Source organism: Herbaspirillum sp. WGmk3 (assembly GCF_023952535.1).
Lineage (GTDB): Bacteria > Pseudomonadota > Gammaproteobacteria > Burkholderiales > Burkholderiaceae_D > Herbaspirillum > Herbaspirillum huttiense.
This window is the reverse complement of record NZ_JAKYWT010000006.1, coordinates 346,583-368,561: the sequence shown is the minus strand read 5'-3', so window position 1 is coordinate 368,561 and position 21,979 is coordinate 346,583. Positions and strand designations below refer to the sequence as shown.

The window sequence follows — 21,979 nt, the reverse complement described above, 5'->3', positions numbered from 1 at the left end:
ATGAACTGTTCTACATGGACAAGACCATGATGGTCTTTGGCGATGCCAAGAAGGTCATCGAAGATATGGTCAAGGCGACAGAAGGATGAGAGCAGACATCATGGACCACAAGACTTTGCAAACTGGATCGAGCCTCCCTGCTGGCGTAGCAGCCTTCAATCTCACCGGCCGCATTGCGCTCATCACCGGCTCTACCAGTGGCATCGGATTTGCCCTGGCGCGCGGTCTCGCGCATGCTGGTGCCCATGTGGTACTCAATGGGCGAGACATGGAAAAACTTGCAGTCGCCGTGGAGCGGCTGTCAACAGAGGGGGTGCGCGTCACCGGGATGCCCTTCGATGTCACCGAGGCGGCTTCCGTCAATGCGGCTGTGCGGCGCATCGAGGAAGATGTCGGTCCCATCGAGATCCTGGTCAACAATGCGGGCATACAGCGCCGCTCGCCACTGGAACAGTTTTCCGAAGAGGACTGGCATGCGCTGATCCGCACCAACCTCGACTCCGTGTTCCTGGTGGGGCAGACGGTCGCGCGCGCCATGATCGAGCGAGGTCACGGCAAGATCATCAACATCTGCTCGGTCCAGAGTGAACTGGGCCGTCCGGGTATCGCGCCCTACACCGCTACCAAAGGGGCGGTGAAGATGCTGACCAAGGGCATGGCGATCGATTGGGGCAAGTACGGCATCCAGGCCAACGGCCTGGGGCCTGGCTACTTCAAGACCGAACTGACGGCACCGCTGGTGCGCGATCAGGTGTTCACGGACTGGCTGGTCAACCGCACCCCCTCGCGACGCTGGGGAGATGTCGAAGACCTGGTGGGGGCGGCCGTCTTCTTGTCCAGTCCAGCCTCTGATTTTGTCAACGGTCACATTCTCTACGTCGATGGCGGCGTCACCGCCACCCTTTGAATCCCGACCTCATTCAGGAGAACCATCATGCAGGCCATCATCGTTCATGCTCCCCATGATTTGCGCATCGAAGAAATTCCCACGGCCGAACTGGCCCCCCATCAACTGAAGGTACAGATCAAGGCCGGTGGCATTTGCGGCTCGGACCTGCATTACTACCATCACGGCGGCTTCGGGACGGTGCGCATCAAGCAGCCCATGGTGCTGGGCCATGAAGTCTCCGGCGTCGTTCGTGCCGTGGGCGAGGCGGTGCAGGATATCGCTGCGGGCACGCGTATTGCGGTGAGCCCGAGCCATCCGTGTGGCGTGTGCCGCTACTGCCAGGAAGGCAAGCAGAACCATTGCCTGGACATGCGTTTCTACGGCAGTGCCATGCGCATGCCCCATGTTCAGGGCGCGTTCCGCCAAGAGATCGTGATCGAGCGCCATCAGGCACACCCGGTGGCCGATCATGTCAGCGACGGCGAGGCGGCCATGGCCGAGCCGCTTTCGGTGGCCCTGCACGCCGTGCGTCGCGCAGGTTCTCTGGTGGGCAAGCGGATCCTGGTCACGGGATGCGGGCCGATCGGCGCACTGGTCATCATCGCTGCGCGGCGTGCCGGGGCCGCGGAAATCGTCGCTACCGATATTGCGCCCAAGGCACTGGAAGCCGCCCGTGTCGTCGGGGCCGACCGTGTCATCAACGTGGCGACCGAGGCGGAGGTGCTGCAATCCTATGCGCAAGGAAAGGGCAGCTTCGATGTGCTGTTCGAGGTCAGCGGTACCGAACGTGCACTGCGTGCTGGCCTGGAAACGATGCGTCCTGGCGGTGTAGTCGTGCAGGTCGGATTGGGCGGTGATGTCAATTTCCCGGCCAATCTGCTGGTGGCGAAGGAGCTGGAATGGCGCGGTGCCTTCCGCTTCCATGAAGAATTCGCCATGGCGGTGGAGATGATGAATCGGCGGCTGGTCGACGTGGCACCCCTTATCACGGCGAGCTTCCCTTATACCCAGGCGGTAGATGCGTTCAATGTGGCAGGGGACCGTAGCAGCCAGATGAAGGTACAACTCGCGTTCTGAAATTGGAGCGAGACGATGTCGATGAGATTGCTGCGCAACCCCACCCTGGCCGTCAAACTGATGGCCTCATTCCTTGTTGTATTGGCCCTCACCGCTGTTCTCGGTGGCTTTTCGCTGATGCAGATCGGCCGGGTGCACGATGCGACGGGCGATCTGATCGTGCGCTGGACACCTGCCCAGCATATTCTGCTGGATCTGCGCAGTGAGTTTGCGCGGTTTCGGATAGAAGAATTTCGCCACATGCTGGCCACGCGCAACAGCGAGGCACGGGCCGCCGAGACGGTGATGCAGCAGATCATGCGTCGGCGGGAAGCGCTGGAGCAGCAATTCCAGGCGTTGCCCCTGACCGAGGATGAACGAAAGGTCTGGCGCGGGTATGGGGAGTCCATCAAGCGCTACCTGGTCCTGCACGAAAAGCTGTTGAGCCTGTCGGATCAGGGGCGCACCGAGGAAGCCAAGGCCCTGGCGCAGGAGCAGGGTGCGGCCCTGGACCAATCCGTAGGGAAATCCTTGTCCACTCTCCTTGCTGCGGTCGAGCAAGGTAGCCATGCAAGCGGCCAGGAAGCCGATGCGACCTTCGGCCAGGCCCGTGTGGGAGTGGCTGCCTTGCTCGCAGTGGCCCTGGTGTGCGGATTGGGCTTGTCCTGGTTGATCGCACGCCGCGTCAGCAAGCCGCTCAATGAAGCCGTGGGAATCGCCAGTGCGGTGGCGCGAGGCGATCTGGCCAGCAGGATCCATGTGGCCTCACGCGACGAAACGGGCAGGATGATGGCGGCCCTGTCCGCCATGAATCGCAGCTTGTCGCAGATGATCAGGGAGGTCACGGTTCACGGGAAACAGATCGCGGCAGGAATAGAACAGTTGAGCACCGGCAACTCGGCGCTTTCGGCGAGAACCGAGGAGCAGGCGGCATCGCTGGAACAGACCGCTGCCTCGATGCAGGACATGGCACACACCGTGCGATCCAACTATGAAGCAGCGCAGGAGGCACGCTTGGCTGCCGACCGCGCCTGCGCACTGGCGCAGCGGGGAGGCGCGATGGTGCAACAGGTGGTAATGGCCATCGCTGCCATCAAGACATCCTCCGGCAAGATCAATGACATCATTGGCGTGATCGATGGCATCGCCTTCCAGACCAACATCCTTGCGCTCAACGCAGCGGTGGAGGCGGCGCGGGCAGGCGAACAGGGAAGGGGGTTCGCCGTGGTGGCTTCCGAGGTGCGCTCACTGGCGCAACGCTCAGGGGCGGCTGCCCGCGAGATCAAGCAGCTCATTGAAAGCTCGACCGGTCAGATCGCCTCCAGCAATGAGTTGGCCGCCGGGACGGGCGATGCCATGAAGGAAATGGTGGATGCAGCCAACCGGGTCAACGACTTGATGAGCGAGATCGTGCAAGCCGGCGACAGCCAGACGGCTGGCATTGATCAGATAGCGCAGGCAATTGTGCAGCTTGATGGCATCACCCAGCGCAATGCTGATCTGGTTGAGCAGGCAAGCGCGTCGGCTGGATTGCTCAAACATGAGATTGATGGAATGTCCAATGCCATCGGCAGATTTACCTTGGGTTCAGACTAGGGCTTGTTCACAGTCAATCTGAGAGTTGGCCTTCGATTGACTACTGCCCGGCCTGCGGCGGCCGCAACTCATCCAGCGGCCAGCGCGGACGCACGCCAAAACCGTATTCCTTGCGCGCCGCACCCGGCTCCTCGCGCAGGCGCATGGCACCGGCGAAGGCGATCATGGCGCCGTTGTCGGTGCAGAATTGCAGCTCCGGGTAGAACACTTCATAACGCCGCTTGGCCGCCGCCGCATTGAGGGCCGCGCGCAGTTGCGCATTGGCACCGACACCGCCGGCGATGACCAGACGCTTCAGGGTGGTCTGTTTCAGGGCCGTCATGCACTTGGCCACCAGTACATCTACGATCGCATCGACGAAGCCACGCGCGATGTTGGCCTTGTCCTGTTCGCAGATATTGGCGCTGTGCTGCTTGACCACGGTCAGCACTGCCGTCTTCAAGCCCGAGAAACTGAAATCCAGATTCTTGGAATGCAGCATCGGCCGCGGCAACTGGTATGCGCCTGGATCGCCGAACTCGGCCAGGCGCGAGATCGCCGGTCCGCCCGGATATCCCAGTCCCAGCAACTTGGCCGACTTGTCAAAAGCTTCCCCGGCGGCATCATCCAGCGTCTCGCCCAGTAGTTCATAGCGGCCCACGCCATCGACCCGCATCAGTTGCGTATGCCCGCCCGAGACCAGCAGCGCGATGAAGGGAAAGCGCGGCGGCTTGCTCGCCAGCAGCGGCGAGAGCAGGTGGCCTTCCAGGTGATGGATGCCCAGTACCGGCTTGTCCAGCGCCAGACCCAGTCCGCAGGCCACCGATGCGCCGACCAGCAGCGCCCCGGCCAGACCCGGTCCTTGCGTGTAGGCGATGGCGTCGATGTCAGCGGCTTGCACCTGGGCATCGGCCAGGGTTTGCTGCAGCAGGGGAATGGCGCGGCGGATGTGGTCGCGCGAGGCCAGCTCGGGGACTACGCCGCCATATTCCTGGTGCATGGCAATCTGCGAATGCAGGGCATGCGCCAGCAGGCCGCGCTCGGTGTCGTACAGAGCAAGGCCGGTTTCGTCACAGGAAGATTCGACGCCGAGAACTAACATGGGGATGGACTCAATGAAGCCGCCGCCAAAAAGCCCGGTGGGGGCCGTGCGGCAAAGGCGCTATTGTAATGGAAAGCCACCGGGCAAGCGCCCCGGCTGCGGCAGACGGCGGTTTTGGTGTACCCTTCGGCCATGCAAAACGATGCCCACATTCCTGCTCCGGCTGCGGCCGTCGAGCCTGTCGCCAGTGCCGCTGCCCCGTCACCGGCCCCGTTCGCAGCCGCCCGTTTCATCAAGGAAATCGGACGCGGCAAGGACGGTGCCCGCAGTCTTTCGCGCGAGGATGCGCAACTGATGTATGCAGCCATGCTCGATGGCCGCGTGAGTGATCTCGAACTTGGCGGCATCCTGCTGTCCATGCGCATCAAGGGCGAATCGGTCGAGGAGATCGCCGGTTTCCTGGCGGCCGCCGAGGCCTCCTTCACGCCCCTGCATGCGCCGGCCGGTCCCTATGCGCCGGTGGTGCTGCCCAGCTACAACGGCTCGCGCAAGATGGCCAACCTGACGCCGCTGCTCTGCCTGTTGCTGGTGCGGCGCGGGGTCCCCGTGCTGATGCACGGCGTCACCCACGATCCGCAGCGCGTGACCAGCGCCGAGATTTTCACTGCGCTGGGGGTGCCGCATGCGGCCTCCGCCGCCGAGGCCGAAGCGCGCATGGCCGCCGGCCTGCCGGCCTTCATCCCGATTGCTGCGCTGGCCCCGGCCGTGTCGCGCCTGCTCGATCTGCGCCGCATCCTCGGCGTGCGCAACTCCACGCATACGCTGGTCAAGATCATGCAACCGTTTGCGCAGCCCGCCTTGCGTCTGACGTCGTATACCCATCCGGAATATCTGGAGATGCTGACCGACTACTTCAGCCACGCCGCCCCGCATGATCGCGGCGATGCCTTCCTCATGCGCGGCACCGAAGGCGAGACCGTGGCCAATGCGCGGCGCGCCCAGCGCATCGACTGGTTCAGCCGCGGCACCCGCACCGTGCTGGTGGAAAAGCAGAGCGTGGCGGAGGAATTGCCCGACCTGCCCGAAGGCCAGGACGCCGCCGCTACTGCCGCCTGGATCAACGAGGTATTGGCGGGGCAGCGCCCGGTACCGCAAGCCATCGCCGAGCAGGTCGATCACTGCGTCGACGTGGCGGCACGCGTGGGAAATTGATGCACTGCTGCGTGGGTGATTCGCCACAGCCACTCCCGCCACGCAGGAAGCTGACAGATTGACAGGCGGGACGCGCGCAGCAGCACATGCCGGTGGCGGATCGCACGCGGGAGGAACAAGAACAAGAAAGGAAGGAAGCAAGATCCCAGGGGGGAGCGGGATCGTGATTCGGGAGGGGGAGAAATCTCGGGAAACGACACGAGAGGAGCACGCAGCGAACGCTGCGGGAGCGCGTCTTCAGGTGCGGGTGCGGCGGCGGGTGGTGGCGGTCTTGGTCGGTGCAGCGGCTTTTTCTGACGCCTGGATGGCGACTTGCGAGAAGGCGAAGATCACTTCCTTGACGATCTTGCGCTGGGGCGCAGGCAGATTGATGAAGGCTTCGAAAGCTTCGCGCTCGCGGTAGCCGATGGCTTCTTCCCAGCGCGCGCGGCGCTTGTCGATGCGCTTGCTGATCTCCTCACCGAAGCGCAGATGCTGTGGCGTCACGATCAGCCATTCGGCCAGCGTTTCCAGCTTGTCCTGCTTGGGCATCGACTCGCCCAGCAGCCAGCGGCGTACGCCGTGCAGCGTCATCGGCTTGCCCCAGTAACGTAGATTGAATTCCCGTTCCAGAACGGCGGGCTTGGGTTCGTATCCTGCTTTTTCCATCGCTGCGCGCAGGCGCTTTGCGAATTTTTGATTGGCGGTTTCCATGATTTCGAAGGTACTTTGAGGTAGCGCTTTCCGGGGTACGTTTGCTTCCGAGGTGAGTTACGCCGCAAACGTGATTTATACTCACTGGTCGGAAAACGGGCGCCATCGCTCCTGCAGCGGTCCGCGCGTGATCGCGCCGAAGCAGTGCCGGCAGGCATTTCCGGCCGATGGGAAAGCGTCCATGTGCAAGTCTCCAAAAGAGTCTTTGGTGCAACGAGCAGCCGCATTTGGCACGGGTCACCGTGCACAGATGTCAGGTCATCAGGCCACTGCAAGTACGTCGCGCGGAGCGCATTGCAGGGACTGGCCTGGTGCATCGCATGCTTGACGCAGGAGGGACGATGCCGGTCTTGTGCTGCAGGCATTGTCGGTCCAACTCTCCTGCCTGTGCATCGGCAGGGCGCAATTTTTTAAGGTTTGTGTCCGCCGCGAGACACGCCGCAAGGAGCGAGACACGGCGTTTCAGATCTGATGCGACGCGGCATCTTGCGGCCGAAGCGCGCTAGAATAGCGGGAGATCGAAAAGCGCACCGGGCATCCGGTGAATGAATAGCCGATATCTTTCCCATTCCACGGGATGGAGTTTTTGTTAGATAATCCGGCCCGAGCTTTTGGGGGGCGACACCGTCCGGCGTCTTGCCGGGGAGTCACACAAGCAGCACGCTGGTTGCAACGAATCGAATAAATCAAAGAAGTCAGCAGCATCCCTGTGGTACGTTTTGGTTACGTAACTTTTTGAGGTTCCCGGAATGACGTCGGCGCGCGTCGTGGCAGCGGCATGGTTTCCTGCCGCGCACGAGGTGTGCGGGCGCTTTCCGGGATGGAACGCGGCGACCCGTTGCCCGGCAACGGCGATCGACTGACGTCCTGCGGCCCGCTGCGCCATGTTGCCAGCGCGCTCGTCGCCAGGACGGAACGGCCGCGATACCGAGCAGGCGTCCTGTCCTGCGGGCTCCCAGCGATCGCCCGCGTGGAAGGTGCGCACCCGAGCCCAGGTTCGACAATGTCAGCTTCCTTTCATTTCCTGCTGTTGGCCTTCGCCTTGCTGGTCGCCAGCCTCTCGGCCTACGCGGCGCTGGAGGTCTCCGAGCGCATCGTGCTGCAGGAGTCCCAGCACCGGCGCTTGTGGCTGGCCATCGGCGCGGTGGTATTCGGTCTCGGCGTGTGGGGCGCGATGCTGCTGACGGTGGCGTCGCTGGACGCGCCCATGCCGATCGCCTTCGATGCGCGCATGGTGGTGCTCACCCTGCTGCTGTGCCTGTCCAGCGCTTTCTACCTGATGCATCTGACGGGCATGCGGCGTCCGCAACCAGCCCGGCTGGTCATTGGCGGGCTGGCCATCGGTGCCGCCTTCAATGCCGCCTTCCATATCGCGCTCAAGTCGATGACGCTGGTGCCGCCGCTGGTGTATCACACGCCCTTGCTGATCGTGGCCCTGGTGGTGTCGGAAGTGGTGGCGGTCTTCATCGTCACGCTGTTTTCCGCCAGCAACGGACGCAAGCCCATGACCGGTTCGCTCAATTCCCAGCAGGCGCGGCGCGTGCTGGCGGCGCTGCTGGTGGGGGCCGGGCTGGTGTCATCGGCGGCCGCCGGACTGCGCGCACTGCTGATCGACCCGCAGGCGCAAAGCCTGGCCGGGGAAGGCATCACGCGCGAACACCTGGTCAATGGCCTGGTGTTCCTGGCCTTTCTGGCGATGGCCATGGCGCTGGTGGTCAGCGGCGTGCAGCGCAATCAGGTCTTGAAGAAGATCGTTGGCCGCACCAATGACAAGCTGCTGCACTTCGCCACCCATGATGTGCTCACCGGCCTGCCCAATCGCGCCTTGCTGGCGGATCGCATCCAGCATGCGGTGGAAGTGGCGCGTCGCAACGGCAAACCGTTCGCGGTGCTGTTCATGGATCTCGATGGCTTCAAGGCCATCAATGATTCGCTCGGCCACGCCGTCGGCGATGGCTTGCTGGTGGCGGTGGCGCAGCGCATCCGCGCCTGCATCCGTGGCGAGGACATGGTGGCGCGCATCGGTGGCGACGAGTTCGTGGTGGTGATGAGCAATCTGTCCACGCCCGAGGTGGTGGAGCAATTGTCGGAGAACATTCTGGCCGAACTGCGCCTGGATTTCCAGATCGAGGATGCGACCTTGCGCGTGACCTCCAGCATCGGCATCGCGGTCTATCCCAACAGCGGCGAGTCGGTCGATGCCCTGATGAAGAATGCCGATGCCGCCATGTACGAAGCCAAGCAGAGCGGACGCAATACCTATCGCTTCTTCGAGCCGGCCATGCATGCCAGCGCCATGCGTCATCTGCAGGTGCGGCAGGCGCTGCAGCAGGCGATTGACCAGCAGCAGTTCCGCCTGCACTTCCAGCCCAAGTATCGCGGTGCCGGCAAGGAACTGACCGGGCTGGAAGCGCTGCTGCGCTGGCATCATCCGGAGCTGGGCGAGATGGCTCCGTCCGAATTCATTCCCATTGCCGAGCGCTCGGGGCAGATCCTCTGCATCGGCGACTGGGTATTGCACGCGGTGTGCCGGCAGATCGTGTGCTGGGATGCGGCCGGCGTGAAGCCGGTCAAGGTGGCGCTGAACCTGTCGCCGCTGCAGATGCGCAGCGATCTGGTGGAGCGCATCATCAAGGTGGTCAGTGCGTCCGGCATCGCGCCGCAGCGGCTCATGTTCGAGATTACGGAGACCGCCGCCATGAAGGATGTGGAACGCACCACGCGCGTGGTGCGCGAACTGCAGTCGCTGGGCTTCGACATTGCCATCGACGACTTTGGCACCGGCTATTCCAGCCTGGCCTACCTGGCGCAGTTCCACTGCCGGCAGGTCAAGATCGACCGTTTCTTCACCTCCCGCCTGGATCTGGACGATCACTCCGGACGCGCCATCGTGGCCGCCATCATTGCGCTGGCACATGCCCTTCAGATGGAAGTGGTGGCCGAAGGCGTGGAGACCGAAGGGCAGCTGCGCGAACTGCAGCTGCTGCATTGTGATCAGGTGCAGGGCTTCCTGCTGGGGCGGCCGGACGACGCGGTCAGCGTGCCCGGTCTGGTCGACGCCAGCAATGACGATCTGTTTGCCGCCGGCGGCGTGATCAAACGCTGAGTTCGCCGCGCTGCGCGCGGCGCTGGATCACGCGCAGATACGCCAGCAGGCCGAGGGCCACCAGGCCCAGACTCAGGCTGTTGGCCAGCCAGAACCCGGACGGGCCGCGCAGCGCCGGCGGTGCCACGCCCAGCGGATCGAGTCCCAGCAGATAGCCGCCGCCCAATCCCACTCCCCACAGCGTGACCGCGTAGATGACGGTGGGCACCACCGCCACCTTGTAGGCGCGCAGCACGAAGGCCGTGGTCACCTGCATGGAATCGAACAGCTGGTAGAAGGCGATGTAGAGGAACAGCGGCAGCGCCGCACCGACGATCACCGGATCGGGCGTGTAGGCGCGAATGATGTGTTCGCGCAGGAACCACACGATTACCCCGATCACCACCGACAGCGACACGGCCAGGCGGATGCCGGCGCGGCCGATCTTCTTGGCCTCCGCCATGTTGCCGCCGCCGATGGCTTGCGCGACCAGGGTGCTGGTGGCGCTGGCAATGGACAGCGGCAGCATGTACAGCACCGTGCCGACGTTGGCCGCGATCTGGTGGCCTGCCACCGGGACCGCGCCGAGGCGTGCGATGAACACGGCCATCAGCGTGAAGGCGGTCACTTCGATGAAGTAGGACATGCCGATCGGAATACCCAGCAGCAGCAGCGTGCGCTGGCTCTTCCACGAAGGCGCGACGAAGCCGCTGCCGAACAGCTTGAGCGGACGATACAGCGGCAGGCGCGCCACCAGCAGCCAGGCGGCGATCATCATCAGCCAGGCGATCAGCGTGGTGGCAATGGCGCAGCCGGGGCCGCCGAAGGCCGGCAGGCCGAGCCCGCCGAAGATGAGCAGGGCGTTCAGCGGCAGCTTCAGCAGCAGGCCGCCCAGCTGCAGCGCCATCACCATCTTGGGCCGTGCCAGGGCGGTGTTGAGCGAGGAATAGACGCGGAAGAACAGCGTGGCCGGCAGCGCCAGCGCTTCGATGCGCAGGTACAGCGTGGCCTTCTCCACCAGTTCCGGCGAGGCCTTGGCCACGGCCAGGAACAGCGGCGAAAACATCAGGATCAGCGAGCCCACGATGGACAGCAGCACTGCCAGCCACATGCCTTGCTTGACCTCGTTGCCGATCTCGCCCACACGGCCTGCACCGTACAACTGGCCGATGGTCGGCTGCAGTGCCTGCAGCACACCCGACAGGCCGACGAACACGCTCACGTAGATCGACACGCCCAGCGCCAGCGCACCCAGGTCCAGCGCCGAGAAGCGCGAGACCATGGCGGTATCGATGACGCCATTGGCGATGATGGCCAGCTGCCCGATCAGCAGCGGCCACGCCAGCCGCGTGATGCGGCCGACGTGATGGCGGGAGGATAGGGCGGGCAGTTCAGTCGTCACGCGGCAGCCAACCTTGCATCAGCGACCGGCACGGCGGTACAGGCGGAAGCGCTCGTCGCGGTCGGAGGGGCGGCGGCCTTCCCAGACCATGCGCCAGTTGCCGGGGTACTGGCGCAGCATGATGGAGGCATCCTGATTGCTGACGTCATCCTGCAGCAGCAGGTAGTCGCAGCTCTGGTCGCGCTCGTCGGCAAAGCGCACGTTGCCGAAATAGGCGAAGGAGGCGCGCTGCGCCGGTCCCACATTGCTCTGCACGCACTGCTTGACCGAAGTCAGTTTCGATTCGATCTGTTCGGCCACGCCGGCATAGCTCTTGCCGTAGTTGACCCAGGGCAGCCACAGCGTCATCAGCAGCACCCAGCACAGGATCACGCCACCCGACGACAGCACCACGGCCCGCCACAGCACCGAGGGACGGCGCGAGATGCGCCAGTGCACCACCAGGATCCAGGCGATGGTGGCGGCCACCGCAATGGCCAGCGAGATCCATTCGAAGCCGGGCTTGAAGCCGGGCGCGAGCTTGTAGGCATTGCGTGCGATCTTGGCCGGCCAGCCGGTTTCCTTGGCGATCCAGCCGATCCAGATGAAGGCCGCCGAGGTGGTCAGCGTCATCACCGAGAACCAGTCCACCGCATTGATGGCACCGCGCTTCATGGTCGGCAGGCCGAACGCGGCGAGGATCGCCAGCGCCGGCAGCAGCGGCAGCAGCATGCCTTCTTCGCGATGCACGTTGACCAGGATCAGCAGCGTGATGGGAATCAGGAAGGCCAGCGGCAAGGCGATGTGCAGCGAGCCCAGCTGGCGGCGCCAGGCGTACAGTGCCCAGCCGGCGAAGGGCCAGGCGGGCCAGGCGAACCACACGCCGTATTTGCCGAGGAAGGCCAGGGTGGCCAGCGTCGGGCGGTTGAGCTGGTAGATGTTCCAGCTCATCCACAGCTCGAACTGGCTGGCCGCTTCAGCCGGGATCAGGCGGTGCAGCGCGGCCACCCAGGCGGCGCTGATCAACAGCGCCATCGGCAGTGCCAGCAACAGCAGCAGGCCGAGGGCGCGGCCATCCTTGCGCAGGGCGGCCAGCAGGACCAGCGCGATCATCACGCCGACCGGCAGCAGCCAGCCATAGGTCAGCACCAGCATGCCCAGCGCCAGGCCCAGCCAGATGCCATGGCGCAGCTTGCCGGCATCGAACACGCGCGCCGCGCCGAACATGGCATAGGCCACCAGGGCGATCTGCAGGGTCTTGGGGCTGGTCTCGTGGCTGTGCAGCAGCAGGCCGAGGAAACCGAGATAGATCAGGAAGGCACCATCGGCCAGGGTGCGGCCGAAGTCCTTGGGTTCGGGCTGGCCGCCGAAGGCCAGCTTCAACGGCTGCGCTTCGGCGCGGCGGCCCAGCACGTAGGTGGTGTACCAGATCGACAGCGAGCCGACCAGGAAGCAGCCGATGATGGAAACGCGGGCCGCCAGCGGGTCGCCCAGCAGCCAGCCGAACAGTTTGATGCAGATTGCACCAAACCAGTAGGCCAGCGGACTTTCCGCTGGCAGCGGCAGGCCGGCCACGTTGGGGGTGAGCCAGTCGGCCAGGTTGCCATGGGCCATGGTCCACATGATGCCGAAGCTGGTGGCATCCTCGTTCTTCCAGGGATCGCGGCCGATCAGGCCGGGCAGGATGTAGAGGAGGGCGAGCGCAAGCACGGCCAGGCGCGGAAGCGCATTGGTCGCGGCGGCGGGAAGACGGACTGGCTTCATCAAGATCTTGTTGCTCTTGTTCTGTGCTGCGTGTTGGGTGATGCGCGGGCTGGGGTGGCCTGGGCCGCGCGGTCGCCGTTGTCGGCGGCTGGTGTTTTTTTAGCAGGCCCTATTGTGCAGGAAAACCCGGTAAATAGTTGTTTCTGTCTGCTACATGATGGTGCAGCCCCTGATGCTGCCCCACCGGTGAGCCCAACAAAAAAGGCAGCCGGAGCTGCCTTTTTTGGAGGAAGTACTGATTACGCCTTCGAGACAGCAGTCTTCGAACCGACGGAACCGAACTTCTGGCGGAACTTCTCGACGCGGCCAGCGGTGTCGACGATCTTGTGCTTGCCGGTGTAGAACGGGTGCGATTCGGAGGAAACTTCGATCTTCACCAGGGGATATTGCTTGCCTTCGAACTCGCCGGTTTCGCGGGTGCCGATGGTGGAGCGGGTGATGAACTTGAAGTCGTTCGACATGTCGTGGAACAGGACTTCGCGGTAATCCGGGTGGATGCCTTCTTTCATGATTGCCTCAAGAGTAGTTTGGTAGCCAATCGCCACTTCGTCGGTCGCCCTGCTTCTTGACCCGATTGATGATCACTTGCCGGTTTGGAAAAGTCCGAAATTATACAGTGGAATCAGGGGCTTGGGTCAAGGCGGCCGACCGGCCGGGCCGGCGCGGCGTGGTATTTCAGATGAAAATGCACATCCCTTGTTTCCCAAGGGGCAATAAAAAACGGCACGCCCGCTGAGGGACATGCCGTTTTCCGAACCTGCGACGGACTTAGTTGCTTTTGCGAACTTAGTTGCCCCGGCGCATCATGTCGAAGAACTCGGCGTTGTTCTTGGTGGACTTCATCTTGTCTAGGATGAATTCCATCGCCTCGATTTCATCCATGTCGTACATGAGCTTGCGCAGTACCCAGATCTTCTGCAGCTGGTCCGGCTTGATCAGCAGCTCTTCGCGGCGGGTGCCGGACTTGGAGAGGTTGATGGCGGGGTAGACGCGCTTCTCGGCCAGGCGGCGCTCGAGGTGCACTTCCATGTTGCCGGTACCCTTGAATTCTTCGTAGATCACGTCATCCATGCGCGAGCCGGTTTCGATCAGGGCGGTGGCGATGATGGTCAGCGAGCCGCCTTCTTCGACGTTGCGGGCGGCACCGAAGAAACGCTTCGGGCGCTGCAGCGCGTTGGCGTCGACACCGCCGGTCAGCACCTTGCCGGAGGCCGGGATCACGGTGTTGTAGGCGCGTGCCAGACGGGTGATCGAGTCCAGCAGGATGACCACGTCCTTCTTCATTTCCACCAAGCGCTTGGCCTTTTCCAGCACCATTTCGGCGACCTGCACGTGACGCGTGGCCGGTTCGTCGAAGGTCGAGGCGACCACTTCGCCGCGCACCGAGCGCTGCATTTCGGTCACTTCTTCCGGACGTTCGTCGATCAGCAGCACGATCATCACGGTGTCCGGATGATTGGTGGTGATGGCGTGGGCGATGTGTTGCAGCATCACCGACTTGCCCGACTTGGGCGAGGCCACCAGCAGGCCGCGCTGGCCGCGTCCGACCGGGGCGATCAGGTCGATGATGCGGCCGGTGATGTTTTCCTCGCCGCGCATGTCGCGCTCAAGCTGCAAGAGCTTGTTGGGGTGCAGCGGCGTGAGGTTTTCGAACAGGATGCGGTGCTTGGAGGCTTCCGGCGGTTCGCCGTTGACCTTGTCGACCTTGACCAGGGCGAAATAGCGCTCGCCGTCCTTGGGCGTGCGCACTTCACCTTCGATGGAGTCGCCGGTGTGCAGGTTGAAACGGCGGATCTGCGAAGGCGAGATGTAGATGTCGTCGGTGGACGCCATGTAGCTGGCGTCGGGCGAGCGCAGGAAGCCGAAGCCGTCAGGCAACACTTCGAGGGCGCCATCGCCAAAAATCTGTTCTCCTGATTTTGCGCGCTTCTTCAGGATGGCAAACATCAGCTCCTGTTTGCGCAGGCGCGCAGCATTCTCGATGTCCAGGCTGATGGCCATTTCCAGCAAGGCAGAGACGTGCATCGCTTTTAGTTCTGATAAGTGCATATGAGTGTCCCGGGACGGGATAAGTAAAGGTGGGGGAGGGAATTGCGTGGTGTGGATCTAGGATAAAGCCGGGCACCGTGTGCCGGGCGGACGGCAGCGCGAGCGCGCCGCCGTCGGATGTTACATCAGAATCAGATGTTGCTGTCGATGAACGAGACCAGCTGGCCCTTGGCCAGTGCGCCGACCTTCTGGGCAGCGGCTGCGCCGTTCTTGAACAGGATCAGGGTCGGGATGCCGCGGATGCCGAACTTGGCCGGGATGGCCTGGTTGGAATCCACGTCCAGCTTGGCGATCTGCAGCTTGCCGTCGTATTCCTTGGCGACTTCTTCCAGGATCGGGGCGATGGCCTTGCAGGGACCGCACCATTCCGCCCAGAAATCAACCAGCACGGGCTTGTCGGACTTCAGCACATCGGCTTCGAAAGAGGCGTCAGTAATATGTTTGATATGTTCGCTCATGGCATTTCCTCGGTATGAGGCAGTGGTGTAATTAGTCAATCAGCGCCGTGGACAAATACCATCAGGCCTGGCGTGAGCCATCAACGCTTCCGGAGTTGCTAGGTCTACGTGGAGTCGTTGCGCGCCGATTCAAGTTGTAATTGAAGCGCGGCAGAGGTAAGCGGCGGGGTACAGGGGCAATCATAACCCATTTTGAGGGAAAGTGTGGACGCTCGCTCCGTGGCCTGTTGTCACCCGTCCTCATCGCCATCATTGCAGCGCTGCGCGAGCACCGGCGCGGCTTTGCCCGTTGCGCCCGCGAGGCCGGCAGGGGGCCGTCTGGCATACAATGCGCAGCATCGTCTGCTCCGGCGCGATTGAAAAAATCTGTCGGAGCAAGAGAAAAATACAATGGCTGCACGGTCCGCTGACGCTCTTGTGCCGCCTCGGCCGTGTCCATACGCGCTATCCTCACCAGCCCTCATTGAATCCAGAGAACGCATGCTGCTTGCCACCGTACCGATCCCGCCCACTCCAGATTTCTGGCAACAGGCCGTGCGCGCGCTGCTGCGCGAGGGCCAGCCGCTGGGGCAGGCGCTGCAGGCACAACAGGAAGGGGCGCTGGATTTCTCGGGCGTGCAATTGATGGTGCCGGCGTTTTCCCACGCCCAGAATTTCAAGGCGGCGCTGTCGCGCGAACTGCGCCGGCCCTACATCGCCCCGCGCATCAATACGCTGTCCGGCCTGCTGGCGATGCAGCCGCCGGGCGAGAGCGCGCCGCCCTCCGAGAGCGAGCGGCTCATGCAGCTCTATGCGCAACTGCGCGAACATGGCTGGCTCAAGAAAATGTTTTCCGCCCGCCGCAATGCCGACCTGCTGCCGCTGGCGCAGACGCTGCTGTCCCTGTCCGATGAGCTGACCCTGGCGCTGCTGCCCGAGATCCGCGCCAATGCGGATGGAGAAGAGGCTGCCGTTGGCCGCTGGACCCAGGCCCTGGCGCAATTGCTGGAGCCGCTGGCACCTTCTGCGCACGGCATGCTCTCCGACGAAGCGGCGCTGGTGTGGCAGGTGTGGAAGACGCAGCTCGATGCCCATGACCGCATCGTGCAACGTTTCGACGCGATGCTGGCGCTGGCGGATCAGGCCAGCCTGCCGCTGGTATGGGTGAGCCCGACCGAACCGGAACCGCTGGATGCGGCCTTCCTGTCGGCCTACGCCCAGCGCCAGCCGGTGCGCATCGTCACGCTGGACTGGAGCCGCGCGGTCATCGCACCGCTGCATCCGCTGTATCTCTCGGCCTGGGAAGAGCTGGTGCGCGACGATGATGGTCTGCCGATGGAAGCGGACCAGGCTGCGGTCTCCCCGTCGCATCCCATCGCGCTGCCGCGCCTGTGTCCGGCCGGCGACCTGGAAAACGCCGCCATACAAAGCGCGCAGATCGTGCTGCGCTGGCTGCAGCAGGGCAAGACCGACATCGCCATCGTGGCCCAGGACCGCGTCACCGCACGCCGCCTGCGCGCCTTGCTGGAACGCGCCGAAGTGGCCGTGGCCGACGAGACCGGCTGGAAGCTCTCCACCACCCGCGCCGCCGCTGCGCTGGCCGCGTGGAATGACCTGGTCTCGGCCCGCGGTGAAACCAATGCGCTGCTCGACCTGCTGAAGTCGCCCTTCGTTTTCCCCGATGATGCCGACCGCAGCGACCGCGTCATGCGCATCGAAGCCCGCCTGCGCCGTACCAACATCGCCGGCGACTGGCAGGCGCTGCAATCGGCCTTCGCCGAAGCCGGGCAGGCCGATGACCTGGCTTGCATCATCACGCTGGCCAAGCAGGCTGCGCGCTTCGGCGGCCGCAAGACGCTGGCGCAATGGTGCGAGACGCAGCGCGGCCTGTGCCAGGCGCTGGGCATGGAAGCTGCGCTGCGCGCCGATGGCGCGGGCGAGCAATGCCTGCTGATGCTCGACGAGATCGCCGCCGAGCAGGGCGGGCTGAGCGATACCTTCAGTTTTGCGGAATGGCGCGCGCTGCTCAATTTGCGTCTGGATGCCACTTCCTTCATGCCGCCCATCAAGGACCGTCGTGTCGTGATGCTGCCCCTGAACGGCGCGCGCCTGCGGCGTTTCGAGGCGGTGCTGGTGATTGGTGCGGATGCGGCGCACTTGCCTTCACCGCCGCAGGAAACCCTGTTCTTCTCCAATGCCGTGCGGCGTGAACTGAACCTGGCCACGCGCGCCACCCGCCAGCGCCAGCAACTGCGCGACCTCACCGAATTGCTGTGCGTGAATCCGGACGTGGTGCTGTGCTGGCAGACCCATCAGGATGGCGAGCCCAATCCCGTGAGCCCGTGGATCCAGCGCCTTGAACTGAAGCTGGCGCAGCAGGGTGCCGCGCCACTGGAACGCGTGACGCTGCCGCCGCCGCTGAAACCACTGCGTGCGGTGCTCTCCACCATGCCGATGCCGAGCGCACCGGATCTCTTGCCAGCCTCGCTGTCGGCCAGCGGTTTCGGCAGTTTCCTGGCCTGCCCATATCAGTTCTTTGCGCAACGCATGCTGCGCGTGGCGGTGATGGATGAATTGTCGGACATGCCCGAGAAGCGCGACTACGGCAGCTGGCTGCACGAAATTCTTTACCGCTATCACGCCCACCTGCGCGACAACGAGACGCCGCTACCGGCCCGCGCGCCTTTGCTGGCGCAGCTTTCCGAGGAAGTGTTCCAGCGCGAGATGCAGCGCCATCCGGCCGCGCTGGCCTTCCATGCGCGCTGGCAGAAGGTGATGCCGGCCTATCTGCTGTGGGCCAACGAGCGCGAAGCCGAGGGCTGGCAATTCGCGTTCGGCGAAGAGTCGCGGTCACACGCCCTGCAATGGCAGGATGGCGGCATCGAATTGTATGGCCGTCTCGACCGGGTCGACCGCAATGCCGACGGCGAGCGCGCCGTGCTCGACTACAAGACGCGGACCGCCGCCAGCCTCAGGCAGAAGGTCAAGGAAGAGGATGACCACCAGCTGGCCTTCTATGGCCTGCTGGCCGGTGGCGCGGTGGAACACGCGCATTACGTCGCCCTCGAACTGGGCCCTGACAAGAAAACCGGCGACGCCGCCGCCCCCGATTTCGCACGCCAACAGAAGATGCTCCAGCAACAGATCACCACCACCATGCAAGCCGTCGCCCACGGCGCGGCGCTGCCGGCCAACGGCATCGAATCCGTCTGCCAGTATTGCGAGATGCGCGGCCTGTGCCGCAAGGGAGCCTGGCTGTGAGCGCCGCCGACAAGAAGCAGCCGGCGGCCTATGAGGTCAATGGCGAGGCCGTCGACGCCGCCGTCTTCACGCGTGCCGCCTGCGATCCGCGCCATTCGGTGGTGGTCGAGGCCTGCGCCGGCAGCGGCAAGACCTGGCTGCTGGTGGCGCGCATGCTGCGTCTGCTGCTGGCCGGGGCGCAGGCGCCGGAACTGCTGGCCATCACCTTCACCCGCAAGGCCGCGCAGGAAATGCGCGAGCGCCTGCTCGAACTGCTGCACGAACTGGCCCTGGCCGACGATGCCCAGGCCGCCACGCTGTTGCGCGAACGCGGTGTGGCCGAGCCCGACCTGCCCCGCTTGCTGCCCGTGGCGCGCGCACTGTACGAGCGCATCCTCTCGTCTGAACAGAGCCTGTCCATCGATACTTTCCACAGCTGGTTCGCCCGTTTGTTGCAGATTGCACCTTTGGCCTCGGGCGTGCCGCACGGCTATACGCTGACCGAAAAGAACGGCGAGCTGATCGATGAAGCCTACCGCCGCTTCATGCAGAAACTGCGCGAGCCCGAGGGCGCGCCCGTCAAGGCGGCGCTGCTGGAACTCTATGAACTGGCAGGCGACTTCAATGCGCGCCAGTTGCTCGATGCCTTCATCGACAAGCGCGCCGAATGGTGGGCGGCCACGCAGGACGACGATGGCGAGGAAGACGAAGAGACAGTCGACATGCCATCGCCCCTGCGCTGGCTGGAAGACCTGTGCGGCCCGGATGCCCAGCGCGATGCGCGCCTGTCGCTGTGGGACGATGCCGCACTGGTAGAACGTGCCAGCCAGATCGCGATCCTGCTCGGTCAAGGAGGCAGCGCCAACAAGACACGCGCGGTGGCCATCGAATCGGCATTGACGGCAGGCCCCACGCTGGAAAACTTCGACGCCCTCTACAGCCAGTTCTTCGATGACAAGGACAAGCCGCGCAAGAACGGCAAGGTCAAGTCGCTGCTGGCCGCCCTGGTGCAGCACTTCGGCAGCAGCGAGGAAGCCGCGCTGACGGCCTTTGAAGAAGAGTTCAACGCCATCGGCCACGCACTGCGCAAGCTGCAGGGACGCAGCAAGGAAAAGGCGGTCCTGCAACTCAATCGCGCCCTCTTCACGGCCGGCCGCACCTACCTGGCCTGCTATCAGGAGGTGAAATCCGAACAGCGCGTATTGGACTTCGCCGACCTCGAATGGCAGGCCTACCGCCTGCTGCGCAACGAGGCCAGTGCCGCCTATCTGCAGACCCGGCTGGATGCGCGCTACAAGCACATCCTGCTGGACGAATTCCAGGACACCAACCCGTTGCAATGGTGCATCGTGCGCTGCTGGCTCGATGCCTATGGCGGCGATGCGGCCCGGCCCAGCGTCTTCGTGGTGGGCGACCCCAAGCAATCCATCTATCGCTTCCGCCGCGCCGAGCCGCGCGTGTTCGTGGCCGCGCGCGAGATGCTGCGCGCGCAAGGCGCCGCCATCCTGCGCGCCAACCAGACGCGCCGCAATGCCTCGGCCGTGGTCGATGTACTGAATCGTTCATTCGTCATGGGCGGCAATCCGCTGTTCGCGCAGCAGACTACGCTGGGCCTTGCGGGGGGCGAGGTCTGGCGGCTTCCGCTGGCGCGGCAGGACGAGGATGCAGAAAACGTCATTGCGCCTGAAACCGCCGAAGAATCGGCCTCTCCCGAGTCCACGGAAAACGCTGAGGACATCATCCCCTGGCGCAACCCGCTGACCACGCCGCGCGGCGAGGAAGATGATGCGCGCCGCCTGCTGGAAGGGCAGGCCCTGGCGCAGGCTTTGCTCAAAGCCTGGCGCGAAGTGCCGGTGGTTGAGGGCCGGGGTACGCGCTCCATGCGCTGGGGCGACATCATGCTGCTGGTGCGCAAGCGCACGCACCTGGCGGCCTATGAGAGTGCCTTGCGCGCTGCGGGCATTCCCTTCATTTCCGACAAGCGCGGCGGCCTGCTCGAATCACTGGAAATCGCCGACCTGATCGCGCTGCTGACTTTCCTCATCACGCCCAATGACACGCGCGCGCTGGCGCATGTGCTCAAGAGCCCGATCATCGGCGCGGCCGATGAGGACCTGGTGCAGATCGCGCGCCGCGTGGCGCAAGCCGAGGGCGGGCACTGGTGGCAGCATCTGCAAGGCATGCAGGAGGAGGGCTGCGCTTCGGCCGCTCTGGTGCGTGCCGTGACCCTGCTGCAGCGCTGGCTGCAGGCGGCGCCGCATCTGCCGGTGCATGACCTGCTGGACATGATCCTGCATCAGGGCGAACTGGTGGCGCGCTATGCGCAGCATGCCTCGCCGCTCACGCGCAGCCAGACCTTGGGCAATATTGCGGCCTTCGTGGAGCTGTCGCTGAACATGGATGCCGGGCGTTATCCGAGCTTGCCCAAATTCATCGATGCCTTGCGCGTCCTGCAGCGCACTTCAGGTGGCGATGCGCCGGACGAGGCGAGCGTGGATGCCAGCGCCGATGCCGTGCGCATCCTCACCGTGCACAGTGCCAAGGGACTGGAAGCCCCGGTGGTGGCCATCCTCGATGCCAATCACAGCGATTCGGTGGAAGACAATCTCGGCATCCTCTGCGCCTGGCCGCAGGATCAGGATGCACCCACGCACTTCTCTGCCTTTGGCCGGCGCAGCGAACGCGGCTGTGCGCGGGATGATCTGTTCGAGGAAGAAGAAAGCCTGAAGACCCAGGAAGACTGGAACCTGCTGTACGTCGCCGTCACGCGCGCCAAGCAATTGCTGCTGGTCTCGGGCGTGGCCGGTAATCGCGGGGCGGGCGAGGGCGGGGTGGTGGAAGGCAGCTGGTATCAGCGTCTCTTCGCCAGCGATGCGCCGGTGCGCGAGATCAGCGAGGAAGCGGTACACGGTGCCGATGCTGCCGTCATCGAGGAAATATTTTCTCTGCCGCTGTTCGATCCCAAGCCGGTGCCGATGTCGCTCTTCGGCGCGGCGCAGGAGGAGGACGATGCGCTGCCCGAGGTCGATGCCGATGGTACGCTGGTCAGCACCGAGGCCATCGATGAAGGCGTGGCCCTGCATGCGCTGCTGGAACGGCTCACGCATGGCAACGCATGGCCGTTGCACTTGCCCTCGCCGCCTGCTCTGGTGCGCTGGCTGGGCATCTCCGCGGAGATGGCGCAGGTGGTGCATGCGCAGGCGCGCGTGGTGCTGGCGCAGCCGGAACTGGAGCGCTTCTTCAATCCGTCGCTGCATCGCTGGGCGCGCAATGAGATGGAGATCGTCGCCCCGTCTGGCGTCATGCGGCTGGACCGCGTGGTCATGTTCGACGACGAAGTCTGGGTCATCGATTACAAGCGCCGTCTGCTCGACAGCGAGCGTGCCGATTACGCAGCGCAGCTGGCCCGCTATCGCAGTGCGCTCGTGTCAGTCTTTTCTGACAAACGAATCAGGTCTGCTCTGATTACCGCTGACGGCATCCTGACGGAGCATTGAGGCTCCCCTAACTACATTCATCTTCTCAATGCGCTTCGGATAACTTCCAGAAATTCAAT

15 protein-coding genes are annotated in these 21,979 nt (G+C 64.1%); 8 read left to right on the top strand and 7 right to left on the bottom strand.

Going from position 1 to position 21,979, the window contains the following annotated elements; all coding sequences use genetic code 11:
• From MKD49_RS22835 to MKD49_RS22820, 4 genes are all read left to right on the top strand, one after another.
• Nucleotides 1–89: NAD(P)(+) transhydrogenase (Re/Si-specific) subunit beta (locus MKD49_RS22835; protein WP_252697458.1), on the top strand; the 89-nt coding region annotated here is incomplete at its 5' end.
• A gap of 11 nt (nucleotides 90–100) precedes the next feature.
• On the top strand, nucleotides 101–907 hold the full coding sequence (locus tag MKD49_RS22830; RefSeq protein ID WP_209579800.1) for an SDR family NAD(P)-dependent oxidoreductase: 807 nt from the start codon (nucleotides 101–103) through the stop codon (nucleotides 905–907).
• A gap of 27 nt (nucleotides 908–934) precedes the next feature.
• Nucleotides 935–1,966 carry an L-idonate 5-dehydrogenase gene (locus tag MKD49_RS22825; protein WP_252697451.1) on the top strand — a complete coding sequence of 344 codons (1,032 nt, stop codon included), beginning with the start codon at nucleotides 935–937 and terminating at the stop codon, nucleotides 1,964–1,966.
• Nucleotides 1,967–1,981: 15 nt separating this feature from the next.
• Nucleotides 1,982–3,541, top strand: a complete 1,560-nt coding sequence (locus tag MKD49_RS22820; RefSeq protein WP_121044772.1) for a methyl-accepting chemotaxis protein — start codon at nucleotides 1,982–1,984, stop codon at nucleotides 3,539–3,541.
• Nucleotides 3,542–3,581: 40 nt separating this feature from the next.
• Here the strand turns inward: MKD49_RS22820 and tsaD are convergent, their stop codons facing one another.
• Nucleotides 3,582–4,622 (bottom strand): tRNA (adenosine(37)-N6)-threonylcarbamoyltransferase complex transferase subunit TsaD, encoded by a 1,041-nt coding sequence (gene tsaD / locus MKD49_RS22815; protein WP_252697450.1) that lies wholly within the window; start codon nucleotides 4,620–4,622, stop codon nucleotides 3,582–3,584.
• A gap of 132 nt (nucleotides 4,623–4,754) precedes the next feature.
• Here tsaD and ybiB point away from each other — a divergent pair, with 132 nt between their 5' ends.
• The gene (gene ybiB / locus MKD49_RS22810; RefSeq protein WP_134221431.1) at nucleotides 4,755–5,774 is read left to right on the top strand and encodes a DNA-binding protein YbiB; all 1,020 of its coding nucleotides are present in this window, start codon (nucleotides 4,755–4,757) and stop codon (nucleotides 5,772–5,774) included.
• 237 nt (nucleotides 5,775–6,011) lie between these two features.
• On the opposite strand, the gene MKD49_RS22805 is transcribed toward ybiB, so the two are convergent.
• Nucleotides 6,012–6,467 (bottom strand): hypothetical protein, encoded by a 456-nt coding sequence (locus MKD49_RS22805; RefSeq protein ID WP_034334286.1) that lies wholly within the window; start codon nucleotides 6,465–6,467, stop codon nucleotides 6,012–6,014.
• 1,003 nt (nucleotides 6,468–7,470) lie between these two features.
• Here MKD49_RS22805 and MKD49_RS22800 point away from each other — a divergent pair.
• Entirely contained in the window at nucleotides 7,471–9,573 is a 2,103-nt protein-coding gene (locus MKD49_RS22800) for a bifunctional diguanylate cyclase/phosphodiesterase (protein WP_121044768.1), read from the top strand.
• On the opposite strand, the gene MKD49_RS22795 is transcribed toward MKD49_RS22800, so the two are convergent.
• The 5 genes from MKD49_RS22795 to trxA form a co-directional block, all read right to left on the bottom strand.
• Nucleotides 9,563–10,954 carry an MATE family efflux transporter gene (locus tag MKD49_RS22795; RefSeq protein WP_121044766.1) on the bottom strand — a complete coding sequence of 464 codons (1,392 nt, stop codon included), beginning with the start codon at nucleotides 10,952–10,954 and terminating at the stop codon, nucleotides 9,563–9,565. The genes MKD49_RS22800 and MKD49_RS22795 overlap by 11 nt on opposite strands.
• 18 nt (nucleotides 10,955–10,972) lie before the next feature.
• Nucleotides 10,973–12,697, bottom strand: coding sequence for a glycosyltransferase family 39 protein (locus MKD49_RS22790; RefSeq protein WP_209532442.1), 1,725 nt, complete (start codon nucleotides 12,695–12,697; stop codon nucleotides 10,973–10,975).
• A 239-nt stretch (nucleotides 12,698–12,936) separates the two neighbouring features.
• On the bottom strand, nucleotides 12,937–13,206 hold the full coding sequence (locus MKD49_RS22785; protein WP_034331092.1) for a type B 50S ribosomal protein L31: 270 nt from the start codon (nucleotides 13,204–13,206) through the stop codon (nucleotides 12,937–12,939).
• A gap of 277 nt (nucleotides 13,207–13,483) precedes the next feature.
• Nucleotides 13,484–14,746 carry a transcription termination factor Rho gene (gene rho / locus MKD49_RS22780; protein WP_008325783.1) on the bottom strand — a complete coding sequence of 421 codons (1,263 nt, stop codon included), beginning with the start codon at nucleotides 14,744–14,746 and terminating at the stop codon, nucleotides 13,484–13,486.
• A gap of 131 nt (nucleotides 14,747–14,877) precedes the next feature.
• On the bottom strand, nucleotides 14,878–15,204 hold the full coding sequence (gene trxA, locus MKD49_RS22775) for a thioredoxin TrxA (RefSeq protein ID WP_006462943.1): 327 nt from the start codon (nucleotides 15,202–15,204) through the stop codon (nucleotides 14,878–14,880).
• 480 nt (nucleotides 15,205–15,684) lie between these two features.
• Between trxA and MKD49_RS22770 the strand changes: the two genes are divergently transcribed.
• Nucleotides 15,685–18,444 (top strand): PD-(D/E)XK nuclease family protein, encoded by a 2,760-nt coding sequence (locus MKD49_RS22770; RefSeq protein WP_252697449.1) that lies wholly within the window; start codon nucleotides 15,685–15,687, stop codon nucleotides 18,442–18,444.
• Complete coding sequence (locus tag MKD49_RS22765) at nucleotides 18,441–21,920, top strand: UvrD-helicase domain-containing protein (protein WP_252697448.1); 3,480 nt, start codon at nucleotides 18,441–18,443, stop codon at nucleotides 21,918–21,920. The genes MKD49_RS22770 and MKD49_RS22765 overlap by 4 nt, the downstream gene beginning before the upstream one ends.
• The last annotated feature ends 59 nt before the right edge of the window (nucleotides 21,921–21,979 follow it).